Below are 20,283 nucleotides of genomic sequence, written 5' to 3'. Positions count from 1 at the left end.
TGCTGATCATGGGGATTTGCGGAAAAACGCGTGAAATCCGCAGTCGGCATACGCCCGGAAAGCCGCTGTATTGTTCCGATAAACCGGGCCAGATTTTTCATACGAAATGAGCATTGGCGGGACGTGGCATTTCATTTTTACTTATAGTACGGTTCGCTCGTCCTTGCGGACCATTGAAGAAAAATGAGGGGAAAAACCATGTCTTTGAAGAGAATAATGCAGGCTGCGTTACTGAGCGTTGCTTTGGGCGCTCCAGTCGCCTTGGCCGATGATCTGAAGATCGCGGTCGCAGGCCCGATGACCGGCCAGCTTGCCAATATCGGTGACCAGTTCAAGCAGGGCGCACAGGCCGCAGCCGCCGCGATCAACGAAAAGGGCGGCATCAAGGGACGGCAGATCAAACTGGTGTTCGAAGATGACGTCTGCGATCCGAAGCAGGCCGTTTCGATTGCCAATCGTATTGTCGGCGAAGGGATCAAGTTCGTCGATGGTCATGCATGCTCGGGTTCCAGCATTCCCGCGTCGGCGGTTTATGCCGAGGCTGGCGTGCTGATGATGACACCGGCGTCGTCCAACCCCGACCTGACCGATGCCGCAGCGAAAAAGGGCTGGTCGACGATCATGCGCCTCTATACGCGCGATGACGGCCAGGGTGAATTTGTCGGTCCGTGGATCGCCAAGACCTACAAGGGCAAGCGCGTCGTGATCCTGCATGACAAGGGCGCCTATGGTAAGGGCCTCGCCGACGCGGTGAAAGCCAAGATGAACGAGAGCGGGCTGAAGGAAGTGTTGTATGACGGCATCAATGCCGGCGACAAGGACTATTCGGCGCTCATCACCAAGCTGAAGGAAGCAAAGGCTGATTTCGTCTATTTCGGCGGCTATCATCCCGAAGCGGGCCTTATCCTGCGTCAGGCGGCCGACCAGAACTTCAAGTTTCAGCTGATGATGGGCGATGCGATTGCCTCGCCGGAATTCTGGGCGGTGGCGGGCCCGGCAGGCGAGGGTGTGATGTTCACGTTCCCGGCTAATCCGCAGGCCCGGCCGGAGGCGAAAGCTGCTGTTGAGAAGATCAAGGCCAGCGGCTTCACACCGGATGGTTTCACGCTGTTCTCCTACGCGGTTGTTGAAGCTTTCGCACAGGGCATCGAGCGTGCCGGCGGTGATGATCCGGTCAAGGTTGCTGCGGCGCTCAAGGATGGAAAGCCGGTCAATACCGTCATTGGCCCGGTGGTTTTCGATGAGAAGGGCGATATCAAGGATGCCAAATATGACATCAATATCTGGCACAACGGTGCTTACTCGGCCATGAAGCCGTAAGACAGAAAGGGCGGGCGGTCGTTTCGTCCACCTGTACCGGTCAAAATGAAAACGGGCGCCGCGAGCGCCCGTTTTTCTTGGCCAACAACCCGTATTCTACAGTCCGCAGCTCTGCATCTGCGCGGCGTACCGGCTTGCCATGGCGGCCGTGCGCCGCGCTGCCCGGTCGACACCCGGCCTGTTGCGCCATGTTCCGCGCGCATATTCCTTGGGACCGGCGTAATAGGCGGCGTAGAGATTGTAGGCGTCGTTGAGCGGGATGCCATTCTTCTTGTTGCTTTGCGCGTGATACCAGCCGACGAAATACACCGCATCGGCAAAACTGGTGCGGCCGCTGCCATAACGTCCGGTGCTGCGCTGGAATTCCGCCCAGGTGCCGTCGAGCGCCTGCGAATAGCCGTAGGCGGTGGAGGGGCGCGTCCAGGGAATGAAGCCGAGCAATTTGGTGCGTGGCGGCCTTGCCCGGGCCTGAAAGCCGGATTCGGTGTTGATCGTGGCCATGAGAATAGGAACCGGCACGCCATATTGCGCTTCCGCGCCCTTGGCGTAGGAATACCAATTGTTGAAGAATCCGTCCTTTTGATCGAATACGGCGCAAACATTGCTGGTCTGGGTGGGCGCCGAGGCGCAGCCTGCCAGCAACAACAAGGGTATCATCATGATGCGGCGCATGGGCAAGTCCTTTGTCTTGCCCAACCAACTAGTCCTCAATTCCTAATGGAATCTTACCAAATGGCCTCGAATGCCGATCACATTCGATCAAATTTGATGTGACAATTTATTGTTTCTTAAACGCTGCTTGCCGCCGCGCGAACAGGATCGGTGCGGGGGTGAGGCAGTGCCCCGATGTATCCCGGCGAGAAAGAGACTTGCCTTCGTGCCGCAGCGGGATCACGTTTGGCCGGGCGAATCCGTTCCGTGCAATGGAGATCACCGGTCACCATTCCAGAGGTTTTCCCCATGCGTGCCACCCATCATCCCGCCGGAACCGTGCATCGACTGATCATCGACGGAGTTTCCCTTCGCAACAATCTGCTGGGCGATCCGACCGCTCGCGTGGTCGATGTTTATGTGCCCGCCGGGCATGATGGCACCGGTCTGCCGCTGCTTGTCGATCTCGTGGGGTTCACCGCCGGCGGTCCCGCGCACACCAACTGGAAGGGTTTTGGCGAGAACGTTCCGGAACGGCTTGACCGGCTGATCGGTTCGGACGCCATGCCTCCGGTCGTCGTTGCCTTCCCGGACTGCTTTACCCGGCTCGGCGGCAACCAGTACATCAACAGTGCGGCAATGGGCAATTGGGAGGATTTTCTCATCGACGAGATGCTGCCGGCGGTCGAAGGGCGGTTCCGCTGCGGCGGTGACGGCAAGCGCGGGGTTTTCGGCAAGAGTTCAGGCGGCTATGGCACGCACGTGCATGCCATGCGGCGATCCGATATCTGGTCTGCGGCGGCAAGCCATTCCGGCGATGCGGGCTTTGAACAGCTTTATCTGCCGGAATTTCCCGGCGTGCTGCGGGCGCTCGCCGAACATGATCTCTCGATTGAAGCATGGATGAAGGCTTTCGAGGCGAAACCGAAAAAGAGCGACAGCGACACGCTGGTCATCATGATTTTGGCCCAGGCGGCAACATTCGATCCGGATCCGCAGGCCTTCCTGGGGCTGCGGCTGCCCGTCGATCTGGAAACCTGCGAACTGATCGAGGAGCGGTGGGCGAACTGGCTGGCCTGGGATCCGGCGCGGCTGGCGGAAACGCATGGGCACAATCTGGCGAAACTGAAAGCGGTTTATTTCGATTGCGGGACCAAGGACCAGTATAACATTCTCTACGGGTCGCGCCGGGTGCACCGCACGCTTGACCGGCTTGGCGTCGTTCACCGTTATGACGAATTTGACGACAATCATTCGGTTGTCGATTATCGCATGGATGTCAGCCTGCCTTTTCTTGCCAAGGCCTTGAGCTGAGGCATCCGGCGACCCAGATAGGGTAGGCCCGACCGGGCAACCAGCATGGAGAGCAGGTATCCCGGTCAGGCCCTTGTGCTGGAGGGCAGCGCCAAGGCAACGCCGCCAGGGAACGAAAGTTCCGGTTGGCAATCGGACAAATGGGGTTTTATGCAATGTTCTTGCAATCTAATGTGGTGACAACCCGATTGCGGCAGCAACCCGGTTTGATCTGCTGATCAGAATTTGACCGATGCCTCGTAACCTGCTTTTCAGATGAAGCCGCATCCTGCGGGCGCCAGAAATTGAGCCGATGAAAAACCACGTGAACCCATTATGACTGCGACAAACATCGAATACAGGTTGATAGCAATGATTCATGCCGGGGGGATAATCCTATGCTGATCCCCAGGAATTCATGGCTCTATGCAGCACTTTCCTATTCATTGTGGCCCTTGTTCTATTGCGTCGGTCTCATCGGAACCTATGCGGCGTTTCAGACGCAAGCGCCGCTTCTCTGGTTCAATGTGGTGTATTTTTCGGTGGTGGCACTCATTGCCGTCTTCGAACGGATCATGCCGTACGAGGAAACCTGGCTGAAACGCGACGGCGAAACCTTCAATGACATCGCCCATACGTTGCTGACAAAGGGCGCCGTGCAGATCGCCGCGGCCATTGGCGCATCGTTTCCCATGCTTGTGGCCATCGTCGCCCAGCCGGTGCTCAGCACGTCGGCACATATCTGGCCGAGCGCGTGGCCCTTGGCGATCCAGGTCGTCCTCGGACTGATCATTGCCGAATTCGGGCTGTATATCGCGCACCGGCTGGCCCATGAAAAACTGGCGCTCTGGCGGTTTCACGCCTTGCATCACAGTGTCGAGCGTTTGTGGGTGGTCAACACGGGCCGCTTCCATGTGATCGATTCGCTGTTCAAGATCGCGCTCAGCCAGATACCGCTCTATCTGCTCGGCGCACCGCTGCCGGTGTTCCTGTGGATCAGCGCCGTGACCGCGTTTACCGGGCTTTTGACCCATTGCAATGTTGACGTGCGCACCGGGCCGCTCGACTGGATTCTCAGCACGCCACGGTTGCATCGTTGGCACCATTCCAAGGAATTGTCGGAAGGCAACACCAATTACGGTGAGAATCTGGTGCTGTGGGATCAGATTCTGGGAACCTATTTCAATCCGCCGCGGCCATCGCCTGTCGATATCGGCATCAGCGGCAAGGTGGCCAAGAGCTTTCTCGGCCAGCTGGCGCAACCCTTCTCGTCCAGAGGTGTCCGGCAGATTCTCGGTTATGCCCCGAAGAAGAGCGATGAGGCCGGAGCTTCATCGGTCACGGCGAAAGTGCTCGCCGGCGACAAGGCCGGCGACAAGGATTGAGGCAGCAATCGCGCATTCAACCGCGCTGGCCGTGGATGATCATGTTGAACTGCACGACATTCGAATAGATCGGCGTGCCGACATCCATGCCGTATCTGGAGCGCATCACCTTGCCTTCGACATGAAAGACGATGGCGTTGCGGTCATGGGTGGCAAGGCTGGCCTGGAAACTGGCCGGGCTGCTCTTGCCGCGGGCGGTCAATATTCCGTCGATTGTCGCCGTGTTGGGGCTGGTCTGGATGATATGCGTTGACTTGAAGGTGACGGTTGGAAAGTTCTGCGCGTCGAACACGGCGTCGGAACGCAGGAAACTTTCGATCCGCGACTGGCCGGTGTTGACGCTTTCGGGAAACAGCGTGAACTCAATGCTCGACCGGCTGATATCGCCATTGTTCAAGGAAAACACGCCCGAGAACTTCTTGAAGTCGCCCGATATGCCTCCGCCGCCGATTTGCTCGACGACGAAGCCGATGCGGGACGATGCATCGATCTTGTAACGGCCTGCCACATCGGCCAGCGTGTCGGCGTTTGCCAGTGCAGGCGCTATGGCAAGCAGAAGTGGTATGACGGCCTTGAGAACGGCGCTGATGCAAGCCCGGGCGATTTTCATGATCGAGTATCCTTGTTTGCAATGCGCAGGGGATCGGCACGCGACCGAACTGGGGCCGGGCGGCGCGCGCCGAGCATGCGCAGGAGGACAGTGTCCTTTTTCCAGAAGTGATGGTGCAGGGCTGCCAGAATGTGCGCGGCAGCGACAATGGCGGAGAGATAGGCGAGCCAGGCGTGACTGGCTGTCCAGAATGCCTCGGCCTGATCCGAGATTGTCAGAGGCAGTGGCGGTATCACCACCAGATTGAAGGCATAGGTCGGTATCTGCAAAGGCGAACTGGAGGCGAGCGCCCATCCGGTCAACGGAATGACAAAGAGGGCGATGTAGAGGAACGCGTGCGCCACATGCGCCGCGGCGCGCTCGATCCGGCTCATGCTGTCGGGCGCACGCGGTCGCGGATTTGCCATCCGCCAGAGAAGCCGCACGCCCGAGAGCAGCAGAATGAGAAAGCCCAGGGATTTGTGCCACTGGAAAAGGCTGAACTGCAGGGCGTAATTGCCGGTGCGGACCATCAGATAGCCCAGCAGAATCTGCCCAAGGAAAATGGCGGCAATGATCCAATGGAAGAGGATCGTCACCACGCCATAGGATTCCGCATCATTTCGCAGCATCGGTACACTCCATCGCACAAGCAGCCCCTGGGGAGGGGCTACCCTGATGTGGAATGAACACCGCAGCGGTGAAAATTATTCGGCCCGCCGATTCTTTTGTTCGGCGGCGCGGATTATCCGGCTTTTGTGCTCAGAAACCGCTGTGCCGCATACAGCGAGATGGCTGCGGCATTCGAAACATTGAGCGATTTGATCGCGCCGGGCATGTCGAGACGGGCGAGGTGGGTTACCGTCTCACGGGTCTTCTGCCGCAATCCCTTGCCTTCGGCGCCCAGAACCAGCGCGATGCGGTCATGCGCCATGGTTTTTTCGAGTTCAAGCGGGCCTTCCGAATCAAGACCGATGGTGGCAAAGCCGAGCTCGTGCAGTTCGTGGATGGCGTCGGCGAGGTTGCGCACCTCGATATGCGGAATGAGTTCAAGCGCGCCCGATGCGGCCTTGGCCAGGACGCCCGATTCCTGCGGGCTGTGGCGGGCGGTGGTCACGATGGCACCGGCACCGAAGGCAACGGCGGACCGCATGATCGCGCCGACATTGTGCGGATCGGTGACCTGGTCGAGAATCAGCAGGAGCTGGCTGTCTTTCAAAGCCTTCAGCGACTGGGTCTTCAGCGGCTTGACTTCGATCATGACGCCCTGATGCACGGCTTCGGAGCCGGTTTCCCGATCAATCGCACGCGGATCGACAATATCGACATCGAAGGGCAGGGCGGACGAATCAGCGATCTCCAGCCGGTCGAGGGCATTCTTCGTCACCAGCATGCGCTTGATCTGGCGCTGGGGGTTGTCCAGCGCGGCGCGCACCGTATGCAGGCCGTACAGGCGCACGAGCCCTTCCGGCGCCTGCGTGCCTTCCGCAGCGGGCCGCGTGGGACGCTGGGCCTGCGGCGGCCCTCCGGCCTTCTTGTCGCGAAACTGGCGGCGCAGCGTGGCATAGTGGGAATCTTTGGGTGTACGGGATGGTTTTTCTTCGCTCATGCCGCAACCTATAACCCTTCATGCCGCCCGGCGATATATGCTTCTTGGCGAAAATGCAGATGCTCCCGCTTTGATCGCTTCGGCCGTGCCGGCGAACGGCTCGGGACAATGATTTTCACAGGACCCGTCATTTTCTTCCGCAGACTGTTGACACCACGAAAGCTAGTCGGCATAAGGCCACCCGCAAGCCGCCGCTGGAAAACAAATCCGGTAGCTGGTTTGCAGAGTGCCTGATGGCGCGGTTCTATCGGTAGTGACCGGAGGAGTGCCCGAGTGGTTAAAGGGGACGGACTGTAAATCCGTTAGCTTGGCTTACGTTGGTTCGAATCCAACCTCCTCCACCACTGCCGGAACCGAGCGCCTGATGCACAAGCCAAAACCGGAACTGGTTTTGGTATGGCTTGTGCGCCGTTTAAAATGTTACGGTGGTTCCAGTGCGTTTCGCACGCACGGCACTGTAATATGTGCGGGTATAGCTCAGTGGTAGAGCAGCAGCCTTCCAAGCTGAATATGCGGGTTCGATTCCCGCTACCCGCTCCAGATTTGCAAGAGCACCGCGTGCACGCGTGAGCGCGCAGAGGTGCTCTTCGATTTTTGTCTTGAGCATTGCACGCCGCTCATGTGTCCCCATATGAACGAGCATGAACAAGACGAAACCAATCCGATCCGGTTGATCAGACCGGGCGGGCGACTGAGCTGACGGACGGCTTGCTGTCTCGTCTGAGCTACAAACATGGTACCGGCCCTAGACCGGTTGTGATGACGAGAGAACGACAGCTATGGCTAAGAGCAAGTTTGAACGTAACAAGCCGCACGTCAACATCGGCACGATTGGTCACGTTGACCATGGCAAGACATCGTTGACGGCAGCGATTACGAAGTATTTCGGAGAGTTCAAGGCGTACGACCAGATCGACGCGGCACCGGAAGAAAAGGCGCGCGGCATCACCATTTCGACGGCACACGTCGAGTACGAGACGGCAGCGCGCCACTACGCGCACGTCGATTGCCCCGGCCACGCCGACTATGTGAAGAACATGATCACCGGTGCGGCGCAGATGGACGGCGCGATCCTGGTTGTATCGGCAGCCGACGGCCCGATGCCGCAGACGCGCGAGCACATCCTGCTGGCCCGTCAGGTTGGCGTTCCGGCGATCGTGGTTTTCCTGAACAAGGTCGACCAGGTTGACGATGCCGAGCTTCTGGAACTGGTTGAACTGGAAGTGCGCGAGCTTCTGTCGAAGTACGACTTCCCGGGCGACGATGTGCCGATCGTCAAGGGTTCGGCGCTGGCCGCACTGGAAGATTCCAACAAGGAAATCGGCGAAGACGCGGTGCGCGCGCTGATGGCGGAAGTCGACAAGTACATCCCGACGCCGGAGCGTCCGGTTGACCAGCCGTTCCTGATGCCGATCGAAGACGTGTTCTCGATCTCGGGTCGTGGCACGGTTGTGACGGGCCGCGTTGAACGCGGTATCGTCAAGGTTGGTGAAGAAGTTGAAATCATCGGCATCAAGCCGACGACGAAGACGACGGTGACCGGCGTTGAAATGTTCCGCAAGCTGCTCGACCAGGGCCAGGCCGGCGACAACATCGGCGCGCTGATCCGCGGCGTTGGCCGTGAAGACGTCGAGCGCGGCCAGATCCTTGCCAAGCCAGGTTCGGTCAAGCCGCACACGAAGTTCAAGGCAGAAGCCTACATCCTGACGAAGGACGAAGGTGGCCGTCATACGCCATTCTTCTCCAACTACCGTCCGCAGTTCTACTTCCGCACGACCGACGTGACGGGCGTGGTGACGCTGCCGGAAGGCACGGAAATGGTCATGCCCGGCGACAACATCTCGGTTGATGTGACGCTGATCGTGCCGATCGCAATGGAAGAGAAGCTGCGCTTCGCTATCCGTGAAGGTGGCCGCACGGTTGGTGCAGGCATCGTCGCTTCGATCATCGAGTAATTGTCGCAAGACAAGTTGAATAGGAAAAAGGCGGCCAGTGGCCGCCTTTTTTTGTTTGCCTGCAGCTATTGCCTGATGAAATCAGACGGATTTCGGTTTGCCGTAGGTGCGATGGTAAGCGGCAACGAGTTCGAACAGGCGATCGAAGTCGATCGACAGGACCCGGCCATCGATGTAGATGCCCTTCGGCATGCGGAACAGCGATGCCCGGACGATCCTCGATTTGATGCCCCGGCCGAGCTGATCCACCTGATGGGGATCGATACCCAGCACGATTGTCTGTTCGCGGTTGTCGTTCCATGACGCCACGTCGTTGATGTTCTTCCAGGGAATGGTCTCGTCGGCCAGGCGCCTGTCGCACAGGCCTTCCGGCGAGATGGTGATTGCATCGCGGGTCTTGAGCAGCCGCCAGACCAGGCGACCGGTCAGAAGCGGGAAAACCACGGAACCGGCACAGGCGATGTACTCGATCAGGTTTTCCGGCTCACTGCCGAGCAATTCATAGATAACGACCCCGATTGAATAGAATGACAGCATGCTCGTCATGGCAATATGCTGCAATGGCTTCGAGAACGAGGATTTGATTTTGATCGTTTGGCGCGCGTCCATTTTGATCTCTTTCGTCAATCCCCGTAACGGCCGGTCGATGCCGGGCCCGGTCGCGGGAAGGGACAGGTTGAATTCACGAAAATGTGATGACGTAAATGCATGACGTGAGCATGACAATCCTATGACGCGTCAATTCACACTTTATTGCAATTGTACATTTATCGAGAGCTTGCGCTTCAACACGCTGCTGCCGTGGGCAATGCGCCCCTGCGGCGAAAGGGCAGGTGCTTTCTGTTTACCCTTCCGAACCCTTGGTCTATCCTTGCCACAACAGAGCATATTCGGCTCCAAGGATACCGCCGCGATCCGGCAGCGGGCAATTGGTAGTTATCGGGATTGACATGTTTGGTTATCGTTTGGCCGGATGCAGCGTTCTTTCAGGCATGGCTGCCTGTGTTCTCCTGGCATTGTTGCTCCAACTGGCGCTTGTCGCGCCCGTTCTGGCGGGAAAGAAGCAGGCCGGGGCACCCGTCCTGCAGTCCATGCGCTTTGCCATTGTCCGCAGCGCGGTGCCCAGCTGCGAGCCCGCCTGTCCGGAATGGATATGGGCCTCCGGCACCATATTGGACGACACGCCGGCCAAGCTGCGCAAGATTCTGAAGGTCATGGGCAAACGGCGCCTGCCGATCATCATGGAATCGAATGGCGGCAACGTGGACGCGGCCATGCAGGTCGGCCGCATGATCCGCAAGCGTGGTCTCGACATTGCCATCGGCAGAACCCGCTTTGAAGGCTGCAGCCCCGACCAGAAGTGCAAGCCCGACCGTTATGCCGATGGGGCCTATGCCGGGTTTCCCTATCCGGCGGGCGCCTATTGCCTCTCCGCCTGTCCCTATATCTTCGCGGCGGGTGAAAAGCGTCTTGTCGGCCCCTGGGCCCTGATCGGCGTGCACCAGATCACGCAGGTCTATACACAGACACGCATCACCTATGAGACGCGCTACCGGATGGTGAACGGGAAGAAGAAGATTCTTGATACCAAGATCGTCGGGCGCAAGCCTGCCGGCTCCTATGAACGCACCGATCTTAGCAAGGGATATCGCCAGAAACTGCTCGCCTATTTTACCGGCATGGGCATCGACCCGGCCATTGTCGACCGGATGCTGTCCATTCCGGCCAAGGATATCTCGGTTCTGACGCAGGATGAGCTGGTTGCGTTCAAGCTTGTGTCGGGAACGGGGGATGTCAACGATCTCGCGGCTACGCGCATCTGTGAGCAGGAGCCCAAGGCCGTAAACTGCGTCGAGCTCAAATCTGCCGGTTCCAAGATTGTTTCGAGAATGGACTGATATTTTTGACACCCCATTGATAGCGAAGCCGTTCCGCTTGTAGATAGGCAGGGGAATTGCTTGTGGGGAAGAGCATGGCGTTGACGAAAGTTGCGTTCGATGATTGCCGGTTGCGCTGCTACGATGGCTTTTTCCGTTTATTGATTGTTCTCAGCCTCGCTTTTGCTCTGTTTGCAGGTTTGACAACGGCGCTGCTTGCCGCGGATGCCGAACGGCCCGCATTGCCCGGCCCAGGCGCGACCAGCCAGCCATATGTTCCACCACCGCTCGGCCTTGCCTCGGGACCGGCAACAACAGTGCAACCGATCCTGCGCGATGCTGACCTAACCGGCCCGTCCTATAGCGCTCCGGGGCAATCCGCGCCCAGCACCGGCCCCTTCTGCGATATGTCATGCCCGGCCTGGACGCCGGATCGCGCGTCCATTTGCAACCCGACGAGGAATTGTGTGGCGGGCGTGCCCGCCTATGCTCCGCTTTTTTCGCCGCAGGCGGGAAATATCCCCAGACCAGAACCGATCCAACCACTGCCAGACACGTATCAGTCGAATCTTCTCGTGGCTGACAGTCCCATGGCGTTTGCGATTGTGCGCGCCGACGTTGAGGTTTGCAGACCGAATTGCCCGGAATGGATTGCGGCTACGGGGACGATCAAGCCCGATACGCCTGCAAAGCTGCGGAAAATCCTGAACCAGGCCGGCAAGCGGCGGCTGCCGCTCGTGATCGACTCGAGGGGAGGTGCCGTGAATGCCGCCATCGAGATGGGGCGGATCATCCGCAAGCGCGGTCTGGACGTTGCCATCGGCAAGACGATGTATTTGGGGTGCACGCCGGGCCCGAAGAGTTGCAAACCCGATTTTGCCGATGGGGCTTACGCCGGTTATGCTTTTCCGGGCGGCGGGATTTGCCTGTCCGCCTGTCCGTTTTTTGCCGCGGGCGGCTTAAAGCGATTGGCCGGATATGAGGCGCGGGTCGGGATTCACCAGATCACCACCACGGTCACAAATCTCATGATTACCTATCAGACGCGCTACCGGATCGTGAACGGCAAGAAGAAAATCATTGATCGGAAAGTTGTCAGCCGGAAACCAACCGGGACGTATGAAACCACGGAGGTGCGTAAAGGCTATCGCAAGCAACTCGTTGCCTATTTCGTGGAAATGGGGGTCAAACCCAGCCTCGTCGACCGGATGCTTGCCGTTTCCGCCAGCGATATCTACATATTGCAGTATAATGAGTTGTCGGACTTCAAATTTGCGACGGACGAGGGTGATTCTCGTGCATTCACTGCCGGCAGGATTTGCAACCGCGATCCAAAGCCCGGCAACTGTGTGGAACTGAAGCCTGTTCCGCCGAAAGCCTGAGAAAAGGCAGCGGCTTTCATCTCTGCCTGCGCGGGAAAACCGTCAAATCTGCGCGTCACGCGACGAATTTCTCATAAAGCGGCGCGCGGCGGGAATAGGGGCTTGAAAAGCGCAGCGCTTTGTGGAATGTACGCCCCGGACTGTAGGGGAGTAGCTCAGTTGGTAGAGCGGCGGTCTCCAAAACCGTAGGTCGCAGGTTCGAATCCTGTCTCCCCTGCCACTCATAGTCTGCCCGCACACGATTGGATGGTGTGCTGACAGATGTTTGGAAAGAAACGAAACCGGGGACTTGTGTTTTACCGGAATCGGTTCTATGTAACATCAACAGACACGCGGTGCGTGGAGCTGAACGATCAGCTTTACGGGCCGTAATGGTGTGAACAAAGCGTGTTGTTACCATGGCAACATATTGAGTTTACAACAACATGACACGCACGAGCGGTAAATGGCATCCAAGACAAACCCGATAAGTTTTTTTCAGCAAGTGCGCGCGGAAACGGCAAAGGTCACCTGGCCTTCACGCCGTGAGACGCTCATTTCCACCGCTATGGTGATGGTGATGGCGTTTTTTGCTGCGATTTTCTTCTTCGCAGCTGATCAGTTGATGGCCTTCGGGATTGATCTCGTTCTCGGTCTTGGTCGTTAACGCAGGCTGACAAGGAAATTTGAATGACCGCGCGCTGGTATATCGTTCACGCCTATTCGAACTTTGAAAAGAAGGTCGCCGAGTCGATCGAAGAAAAGGCGAGGCAGAAGGGTCTGTCGCATCTTTTCGAGAAGATCCTCGTGCCGACTGAAAAGGTGGTTGAAGTGCGCCGCGGCCGCAAGGTTGATGCTGAGCGCAAGTTCTTCCCGGGTTATGTCCTTGTTCGTGCCGATCTGACGGATGATGCGTATCATCTGATCAAGAATACGCCGAAAGTGACGGGTTTCCTCGGTTCCGACAACAAGCCGGTTGCGATTTCCGACAAGGAAGCCGACCGGATCCTGATGCAGGTTCAGGAGGGTGTCGAGCGTCCGAAGGCTTCGATCTCGTTCGAGATCGGCGAAAGCGTTCGTGTTGCCGACGGTCCGTTTGCTTCGTTCAACGGTGTCGTTCAGGAAGTCGACGAAGAGCGTTCGCGCCTCAAGGTGGAAGTTTCGATTTTCGGCCGCGCTACGCCGGTCGATCTGGAATTTGGTCAGGTCGAAAAGATCTGATCAATCGGCTGCCCGACGGGCGGCCAGCCACGTCAGTGGCCAATGGTGGGAGGTGAGGCGGCCTTTAGCCGGGTCTTCAATCCGTACCACCAAACTGCAACCGCCGGTTTTCCGGCATAATGATAAGGCAGAGAAGTTATGGCTAAGAAAATTGCAGGCCAGCTCAAGCTGCAGGTTTCGGCAGGATCGGCAACACCGTCTCCTCCCATCGGACCGGCACTTGGTCAGCGTGGCATCAACATCATGGAATTCTGCAAGGCCTTCAATGCGGCCACGCAGGAACTGGAAAAGGGTTCGCCCATTCCGGTCGTGATCACATACTATCAGGACAAGTCCTTCACTTTTGTGATGAAGACGCCGCCGGTGTCTTACTTCCTCAAGAAGGCTGCAAACCTGAAGTCCGGTTCCAAGGAGCCAGGCAAGGTGGTTGCTGGCAAGATCTCGCGCGACAAGGTCCGTGAAATCGCGCAGGCGAAGATGAAAGACCTGAACGCAGCGGATGTCGAATCCGCCATGCGCATGGTCGAAGGTTCTGCCCGTTCGATGGGCCTGGAAGTGGTGGGCTGAGACGATGGCAAAAGTATCAAAGCGTGTAGCCAAGGTTCGTGAAGGCGTTGACCGCGAGAAGCTCTATGATCTGACTTCGGCTGTTGCCATGGTCAAGGAACGTGCCATTGCCAAGTTCGACGAGACGATCGAAGTATCGATGAACCTCGGCGTTGATCCCCGCCATGCGGACCAGATGGTTCGCGGCGTTGTCAATCTGCCAAACGGCACAGGCCGTACGGTTCGCGTTGCTGTTTTCGCTCGCGGCGACAAGGCTGAAGAAGCCAAGAAGGCCGGTGCTGACATCGTTGGCGCGGAAGATCTGTTCGAGATCGTCAATGGCGGCAAGATCGATTTCGATCGCTGCATTGCCACTCCGGACATGATGCCGCTCGTCGGCCGTCTCGGTAAGGTTCTCGGCCCGCGCGGCATGATGCCGAACCCGAAGGTCGGCACCGTAACGACGGATGTTACGGCGGCGGTCAAGGCTTCCAAGGGCGGCGCTGTCGAGTTCCGCGTCGAGAAGGCCGGTATCGTTCACGCCGGCGTTGGCAAGGCATCGTTCGATGTCAAGGCGCTGGAAGAAAACATCAAGGCATTCACCGATGCCGTCACCAAGGCAAAGCCGGCAGGCGCCAAGGGTGAATACGTCAAGCGCGTCGCGATTTCTTCGACGATGGGCGTTGGCGTCAAGGTTGATCCGTCGACTGTACGCCCTGCGTAACAGCTGATGTGAAAACTCGGGCCTAACGGCTTGAGTTCTAAAGAATTCCAGGCCTTTCGGGGCCTGGATAACCGGATGAAAGTCCGGTTATCCTGTCCGAGATTGCAGGTGGCTCGCCTTAATTGTCATGAGCCTGCATGAGACGTGGAACAGCTTTGTTAGGGTGGAAAAATCCACCGAGACAAGGTTCGAACCGTAGTTGCCTTTCGCTTGCAGCCGGATTTCCGGCGAAGCAGGGGGGACAGGATCCTCAAGTGTTGTTTGGTTTCAGTTTTCGGATTGAAGCCTTGCAACAAAAGGCAACCCGGCAGGGACGCACCGTGCGTTTCTGCCAAATGGAGAGAGACAGTGGAAAAAGCGGAAAAGCGCGAATTTGTCACTTGGCTGAACGGCGTCTTCAAGGACTCCGGTTCAGTTGTCGTGGCCCACTATACCGGTCTCACCGTTGCGCAGCTGAGCGATCTTCGCTCCAAGATGCGTGATGCTGGTGGCACCGTTAAAGTCGCGAAGAACCGCCTTGCCAAGATCGCTCTTCAGGGCACGGAATCGGAAGGCATTTCTGACCTGTTCACAGGTCAGACGCTTGTTGCCTATTCGAATGATCCGATTACGGCACCAAAGATCGCCATCGAATTTGCCAAGGGTAACGAGAAGCTCGTCATCCTCGGTGGCTCGATGGGAGCAACAACTCTCGACGCTGATGGCGTGAAGGCTCTTGCCGCACTGCCGTCACTCGACGAGTTGCGTGCAAAGCTGGTTGGTATGATCCAGACACCAGCAACGCGCATCGCTCAGATCGTAAACGCACCGGCAGGCCAGCTTGCCCGCGTTTTTGGCGCCTATGCCCGGAAGGACGAAGCGGCATAAGGCCGTTCTCGCTGTCAATATATCGAACCTTGTAAAGGAAAACCAAAATGACTGATCTCGCAAAGATCGTAGACGACCTGTCCAACCTGACTGTTCTGGAAGCTGCTGAACTTTCCAAGCTTCTTGAAGAGAAGTGGGGCGTTTCTGCTGCTGCTCCTGTTGCTGTTGCTGCTGCCGCTGGCGGCGGTGCAGCTGCTGCAGCCGTTGAAGAAAAGACTGAATTCGACGTCGTTCTGACCGATGCCGGCGCTAACAAGATCAACGTGATCAAGGAAGTCCGCGCAATCACCGGTCTCGGCCTCAAGGAAGCCAAGGACCTCGTTGAAGCTGCTCCCAAGCCAGTCAAGGAAGCTGCTACCAAGGACGAAGCTGACAAGATCAAGGCACAGCTCGAAGCAGCTGGCGCCAAGGTTGAACTCAAGTAAGTCCAACATTTTTGGCGGGCAGGGCGACAAGCCCTGTCCGCTGATCTGCCCTTTTTGGGCAACCCGGTACTGAACCCTTTTCCTGACGGCAATTCCGATGCTTTCAGGAAACGGGTTTTGTCCCGTTCACGGGGCCGCAAAAGCGGTTTTAAGAAACATGCCAGTTTCCGCTGGCGCAAAGACGAGGAGCGACGATGGCTCAGACCCATACTTTTAACGGTCGTAGGCGCGTACGCAAGTTTTTCGGTAAGATCCCTGAAGTCGCAGAGATGCCGAACCTCATCGAGGTTCAGAAGGCTTCCTACGATCAGTTCCTCATGGTTGAGGAGCCGAAAGGCGGGCGTCTTGATGAAGGTCTGCAGGCTGTGTTCAAGTCTGTGTTCCCGATCCAGGATTTCTCCGGCGCTTCCATGCTTGAATTCGTCAAGTATGAATTTGAAGCTCCAAAATTCGACGTTGACGAATGCCGTCAGCGCGATCTGACCTATGCTGCACCGCTGAAAGTCACGCTGCGCCTGATCGTGTTCGATATTGACGAGGATACAGGCGCCAAGTCGATCAAGGACATCAAGGAACAGGACGTTTACATGGGCGACATGCCGCTCATGACCGATAACGGCACGTTCATCGTCAACGGTACCGAGCGCGTCATCGTTTCGCAGATGCACCGTTCGCCGGGCGTTTTCTTCGATCACGACAAGGGCAAGACCCATTCGTCGGGCAAGCTGCTGTTTGCTGCGCGCGTCATTCCTTACCGCGGTTCCTGGCTTGACATCGAGTTCGATGCCAAGGACGTGGTCTATGCGCGTATCGACCGCCGCCGCAAGATTCCTGCGACATCGCTGCTGATGGCGCTGGGCATGGACAGCGAAGAAATCCTGTCGACGTTCTACAATTCGCTGATGTTCAGCCGTGACGGCGACACCTGGCGCATTCCGTTCTCCGTCGATCGTTTCCGTGGTTTCAAGGCGACAACCGACGTTATCGATGCCGATACCGGTGAAGTCATTCTCGAGTCCGGCAAGAAGCTGACAGCCCGCGCTGCCAAGCAGCTTGCTGAAAAGGGCCTGAAGTTCATCAAGGCAACGGAAGACGACCTGTTCGGCATGTATCTTGCCGAAGACATCGTCAACATGGAAACCGGTGAAGTCTATCTCGAAGCCGGTGATGAGCTGGACGAGAAGACCCTCAAGGTTCTGCTCGACACGGGTGTAGCCGAGATCAACGTTCTCGATATCGACCATGTCAATATCGGACCGTATATCCGCAACACGCTGGCCGTAGACAAGAACGAAAGCCGTCAGGACGCCCTGTTCGACATCTATCGCGTCATGCGTCCCGGTGAGCCGCCGACAATCGACTCGGCTGAAGCCATGTTCAAGTCGCTGTTCTTCGATAGCGAGCGTTATGATCTCTCGGCTGTTGGCCGCGTGAAGATGAACATGCGTCTCGACCTGAATGCAGAAGACACTGTCCGCATCCTGCGCAAGGAAGATATCCTTGCCGTGGTCAAGATGCTGGTCGATCTGCGCGACGGTCGCGGTGAAATCGACGACATCGACAATCTCGGCAACCGCCGCGTGCGTTCGGTCGGCGAATTGATGGAAAACCAGTACCGCGTTGGCCTGCTCCGCATGGAGCGCGCCATCAAGGAACGCATGTCGTCCATCGAAATCGACACCGTGATGCCGCAGGACCTGATCAATGCGAAGCCGGCAGCCGCCGCCGTTCGCGAATTCTTCGGTTCCTCGCAGCTGTCGCAGTTCATGGATCAGACCAACCCGCTTTCGGAAATCACCCACAAGCGCCGTCTTTCGGCACTTGGACCTGGTGGTCTGACCCGCGAGCGTGCAGGCTTCGAAGTCCGCGACGTGCATCCGACGCATTACGGCCGCATCTGCCCGATTGAAACGCCGGAAGGCCCGAATATCGGTCTGATCAACTCGCTCGCAACCTTTGCCCGGGTCAACAAGTACGGCTTCATCGAAAGCCCGTACCGCCGGATCGTTGACGGCAAGGTCACGGACGACGTCGTCTATCTCTCGGCGATGGAAGAAGCCAAGTATCACGTGGCGCAGGCCAATGTGGAACTGGACGCTTCCGGCGCCTTCACGGACGAATTCGTTGTCTGCCGTCATGCGGGTGAAGTTCTGATGGCTCCGCGTGAAAACGTGGATCTGATGGACGTGTCGCCGAAGCAGCTCGTATCGGTTGCCGCAGCGCTTATTCCGTTCCTGGAAAACGACGACGCCAACCGCGCTCTGATGGGCTCGAACATGCAGCGTCAGGCCGTGCCTCTGGTTCGCGCCGAGGCACCGTTCGTCGGTACCGGCATGGAGCCGATCGTTGCCCGTGACTCCGGCGCCGCCATCGGTGCACGCCGCACAGGTATCGTCGATCAGGTCGATGCGACGCGTATCGTTATCCGTGCGACGGAAGATCTCGTACCGGGCAAATCAGGCGTCGATATCTACCGCCTGATGAAGTTCCAGCGTTCGAACCAGAACACCTGCATCAATCAGCGTCCGCTGGTTCGTGTTGGCGACCGGATCGAAAAGGGCGACATCATTGCCGACGGTCCTTCGACGGACCTGGGCGATCTGGCGCTCGGCCGCAACGTGCTCGTCGCGTTCATGCCTTGGAACGGCTACAACTACGAAGACTCCATCCTTCTGTCTGAAAAGATCGTTTCGGATGACGTCTTCACCTCGATCCATATCGAGGAGTTCGAAGTCATGGCCCGCGATACGAAGCTCGGACCGGAAGAAATCACGCGCGACATTCCGAACGTTTCGGAAGAAGCCCTGAAGAACCTGGACGAAGCCGGTATCGTTTACATCGGCGCGGAAGTTCAGCCCGGCGACATTCTCGTCGGCAAGATCACGCCGAAGGGCGAAAGCCCGATGACGCCGGAAGAGAAGCTTCTGCGCGCCATCTTCGGTGAAAAGGCTTCCGATGTCCGTGACACCTCGATGCGCATGCCGCCCGGGACTTACGGTACGGTTGTGGAAGTTCGCGTTTTCAACCGCCACGGCGTTGAAAAGGACGAACGCGCCATGGCGATCGAACGCGAGGAAATCGAGCGTTTGGCCAAGGACCGCGACGACGAACAGGCTATTCTTGACCGCAACGTCTATGGCCGTCTGGCTGACGTTCTCAATGGCAAGCCTGCCGTTGCCGGACCGAAGTCGTTCAAGAAGGGCACTGTTGTCACGACGGAAGTCATGGGTGAACACCCGCGTTCCCAGTGGTGGCAGTTCGCCGTCGAGGACGAAAAGCTTCAGGGCGAAATCGAAGCTCTGCGCAACCAGTACGACGACTCCAAGAAGCTGCTCGAACAGCGCTTCATGGACAAGGTCGAAAAGGTACAGCGCGGCGACGAGATGCCTCCGGGCGTCATGAAGATGGTCAAGGTCTTTGTTGCTGTGAAGCGCAAGATCCAGCCAGGCGACAAGATGGCCGGCCGTCACGGCAACAAGGGTGTTGTCTCGCGTATTGCCGCCGTTGAAGATATGCCGTTCCTCGAAGACGGAACGCATGTCGACATCGTGCTCAATCCGCTTGGCGTGCCAAGCCGCATGAACGTTGGCCAGATTCTGGAAACGCATCTGGGCTGGGCCTGCGCCGGAATGGGCAAGAAGATCGGCGATCTGATCGAAGCCTACAAGGCACAGTATGCGGCCAGTGGTCAGGGCGATATCCAGCCGCTGCGGGCGACGATCGAGTCGATCATCCCCGACAACGACCGGAACGAGCCAGTCCGCAACTATGACGACGAAAGCATCGTGCGTCTTGGTGAGCAGATGAAGCGCGGCGTGTCGATTGCAACGCCGGTGTTTGACGGTGCGCATGAGCCGGACATCAACGTGATGCTGGAGCAGGCGGGTCTGAAGGCTTCCGGTCAGTCGACGCTCTATGACGGACGTACGGGTGAAACTTTCGATCGTCAGGTGACTGTCGGCTACATCTACATGCTGAAGCTGCACCACCTGGTCGACGACAAGATCCACGCCCGTTCGATCGGACCATACTCGCTCGTGACGCAGCAGCCCCTGGGCGGCAAGGCCCAGTTCGGCGGTCAGCGTTTCGGTGAAATGGAGGTCTGGGCCCTGGAAGCATACGGTGCGGCCTACACGCTGCAGGAAATGCTCACGGTCAAGTCCGATGACGTCGCCGGCCGTACCAAGGTCTATGAAGCGATCGTCCGCGGTGACGATACGTTCGAGGCCGGTATTCCGGAGAGCTTCAACGTTCTCGTCAAGGAAATGCGTTCGCTCGGTCTCAATGTCGAGCTGGACGATACACGCCAGCAAGAGCAGCAGGCTTTGCCTGACGCGGCAGAGTAAAAAAGTTGGGGTGCGCGGTTTGCCGCGCACCCGACCATTTTGTTTCGAGCCGCTGCAGAAGCGGCATTTGATCTAGATGGACCCGCGACGGCGGATCATTCCATCGCAAGCAGA

18 protein-coding genes and 3 tRNA genes are annotated in these 20,283 nt (G+C 57.9%); 16 read left to right on the top strand and 5 right to left on the bottom strand.

All coding sequences use genetic code 11. The annotated features are described in order from the left end of the window. Window positions 1-216 precede the first annotated feature (216 nt). The gene (locus tag ACZ5FP_RS12905; protein WP_464660545.1) at window positions 217-1,320 is read left to right on the top strand and encodes an ABC transporter substrate-binding protein; all 1,104 of its coding nucleotides are present in this window, start codon (window positions 217-219) and stop codon (window positions 1,318-1,320) included. A gap of 96 nt (window positions 1,321-1,416) precedes the next feature. Here ACZ5FP_RS12905 and ACZ5FP_RS12900 read toward each other — a convergent pair whose 3' ends face one another. Continuing rightward, window positions 1,417-1,992 carry a transglycosylase SLT domain-containing protein gene (locus ACZ5FP_RS12900; protein ID WP_403174967.1) on the bottom strand — a complete coding sequence of 192 codons (576 nt, stop codon included), beginning with the start codon at window positions 1,990-1,992 and terminating at the stop codon, window positions 1,417-1,419. 288 nt (window positions 1,993-2,280) lie between these two features. Here ACZ5FP_RS12900 and ACZ5FP_RS12895 point away from each other — a divergent pair, with 288 nt between their 5' ends. After that, a complete protein-coding gene (locus ACZ5FP_RS12895) occupies window positions 2,281-3,285 on the top strand; it encodes an alpha/beta hydrolase (protein WP_464660544.1) in 1,005 nt (334 codons plus the stop codon). A gap of 377 nt (window positions 3,286-3,662) precedes the next feature. Further along, on the top strand, window positions 3,663-4,649 hold the full coding sequence (olsE, locus tag ACZ5FP_RS12890) for an ornithine lipid hydroxylase OlsE (protein ID WP_464660543.1): 987 nt from the start codon (window positions 3,663-3,665) through the stop codon (window positions 4,647-4,649). A 16-nt stretch (window positions 4,650-4,665) separates the two neighbouring features. Here the strand turns inward: olsE and ACZ5FP_RS12885 are convergent, their stop codons facing one another. From ACZ5FP_RS12885 to rlmB, 3 genes are all read right to left on the bottom strand, one after another. Continuing rightward, on the bottom strand, window positions 4,666-5,259 hold the full coding sequence (locus tag ACZ5FP_RS12885) for a YceI family protein (protein WP_464660542.1): 594 nt from the start codon (window positions 5,257-5,259) through the stop codon (window positions 4,666-4,668). Then, window positions 5,256-5,870 carry a cytochrome b gene (locus ACZ5FP_RS12880; protein ID WP_464660541.1) on the bottom strand — a complete coding sequence of 205 codons (615 nt, stop codon included), beginning with the start codon at window positions 5,868-5,870 and terminating at the stop codon, window positions 5,256-5,258. Before ACZ5FP_RS12880 ends, ACZ5FP_RS12885 begins: the two co-directional genes overlap by 4 nt. A 113-nt stretch (window positions 5,871-5,983) precedes the next feature. Next, window positions 5,984-6,847 carry a 23S rRNA (guanosine(2251)-2'-O)-methyltransferase RlmB gene (gene rlmB / locus ACZ5FP_RS12875; RefSeq protein ID WP_223613247.1) on the bottom strand — a complete coding sequence of 288 codons (864 nt, stop codon included), beginning with the start codon at window positions 6,845-6,847 and terminating at the stop codon, window positions 5,984-5,986. 259 nt (window positions 6,848-7,106) lie between these two features. Here rlmB and ACZ5FP_RS12870 point away from each other — a divergent pair. The 3 genes from ACZ5FP_RS12870 to tuf all read left to right on the top strand — a co-directional run bounded on the left by ACZ5FP_RS12870 (window position 7,107) and on the right by tuf (window position 8,802). Next, window positions 7,107-7,191, top strand: a tRNA-Tyr gene (locus ACZ5FP_RS12870). 122 nt (window positions 7,192-7,313) lie between these two features. Further along, window positions 7,314-7,387 (top strand) — tRNA-Gly (locus ACZ5FP_RS12865). 239 nt (window positions 7,388-7,626) lie between these two features. Continuing rightward, complete coding sequence (gene tuf, locus ACZ5FP_RS12860; protein ID WP_105732669.1) at window positions 7,627-8,802, top strand: elongation factor Tu; 1,176 nt, start codon at window positions 7,627-7,629, stop codon at window positions 8,800-8,802. Between the two features lie 81 nt (window positions 8,803-8,883). Here tuf and ACZ5FP_RS12855 read toward each other — a convergent pair whose 3' ends face one another. Continuing rightward, window positions 8,884-9,411, bottom strand: coding sequence for an STM3941 family protein (locus ACZ5FP_RS12855; RefSeq protein ID WP_346306323.1), 528 nt, complete (start codon window positions 9,409-9,411; stop codon window positions 8,884-8,886). A 341-nt stretch (window positions 9,412-9,752) separates the two neighbouring features. On the opposite strand from ACZ5FP_RS12855, the gene ACZ5FP_RS12850 reads away from it, so the two are divergent. The 10 genes from ACZ5FP_RS12850 to rpoB all read left to right on the top strand — a co-directional run bounded on the left by ACZ5FP_RS12850 (window position 9,753) and on the right by rpoB (window position 20,169). Next, window positions 9,753-10,700, top strand: a complete 948-nt coding sequence (locus ACZ5FP_RS12850) for a COG3904 family protein (RefSeq protein ID WP_464660539.1) — start codon at window positions 9,753-9,755, stop codon at window positions 10,698-10,700. Window positions 10,701-10,774: 74 nt separating this feature from the next. Further along, window positions 10,775-12,061: a hypothetical protein gene (locus ACZ5FP_RS12845; RefSeq protein ID WP_464660538.1), complete on the top strand. Its 1,287-nt coding sequence runs from the start codon at window positions 10,775-10,777 to the stop codon at window positions 12,059-12,061. Window positions 12,062-12,205: 144 nt separating this feature from the next. After that, a tRNA-Trp gene (locus ACZ5FP_RS12840) sits at window positions 12,206-12,281 on the top strand. Window positions 12,282-12,506: 225 nt separating this feature from the next. Beyond that, window positions 12,507-12,707 carry a preprotein translocase subunit SecE gene (gene secE, locus ACZ5FP_RS12835; RefSeq protein ID WP_091886799.1) on the top strand — a complete coding sequence of 67 codons (201 nt, stop codon included), beginning with the start codon at window positions 12,507-12,509 and terminating at the stop codon, window positions 12,705-12,707. A 23-nt stretch (window positions 12,708-12,730) separates the two neighbouring features. Beyond that, on the top strand, window positions 12,731-13,261 hold the full coding sequence (nusG, locus tag ACZ5FP_RS12830) for a transcription termination/antitermination protein NusG (protein ID WP_223613252.1): 531 nt from the start codon (window positions 12,731-12,733) through the stop codon (window positions 13,259-13,261). 138 nt (window positions 13,262-13,399) lie between these two features. Further along, window positions 13,400-13,828 (top strand): 50S ribosomal protein L11, encoded by a 429-nt coding sequence (rplK, locus tag ACZ5FP_RS12825; RefSeq protein ID WP_105732673.1) that lies wholly within the window; start codon window positions 13,400-13,402, stop codon window positions 13,826-13,828. Window positions 13,829-13,832: 4 nt separating this feature from the next. Beyond that, window positions 13,833-14,531 carry a 50S ribosomal protein L1 gene (gene rplA / locus ACZ5FP_RS12820; RefSeq protein WP_182552812.1) on the top strand — a complete coding sequence of 233 codons (699 nt, stop codon included), beginning with the start codon at window positions 13,833-13,835 and terminating at the stop codon, window positions 14,529-14,531. Window positions 14,532-14,879: 348 nt separating this feature from the next. After that, on the top strand, window positions 14,880-15,398 hold the full coding sequence (gene rplJ / locus ACZ5FP_RS12815; RefSeq protein WP_105732675.1) for a 50S ribosomal protein L10: 519 nt from the start codon (window positions 14,880-14,882) through the stop codon (window positions 15,396-15,398). Between the two features lie 47 nt (window positions 15,399-15,445). Continuing rightward, window positions 15,446-15,823 (top strand): 50S ribosomal protein L7/L12, encoded by a 378-nt coding sequence (rplL, locus tag ACZ5FP_RS12810; RefSeq protein ID WP_105732676.1) that lies wholly within the window; start codon window positions 15,446-15,448, stop codon window positions 15,821-15,823. A 194-nt stretch (window positions 15,824-16,017) separates the two neighbouring features. Beyond that, complete coding sequence (gene rpoB / locus ACZ5FP_RS12805) at window positions 16,018-20,169, top strand: DNA-directed RNA polymerase subunit beta (protein WP_223613255.1); 4,152 nt, start codon at window positions 16,018-16,020, stop codon at window positions 20,167-20,169. The last annotated feature ends 114 nt before the right edge of the window (window positions 20,170-20,283 follow it).

The sequence above is a fragment of the Phyllobacterium sp. T2-21 genome (assembly GCF_055378485.1).
This window is presented reverse-complemented; position numbering and strand designations above follow the sequence as displayed.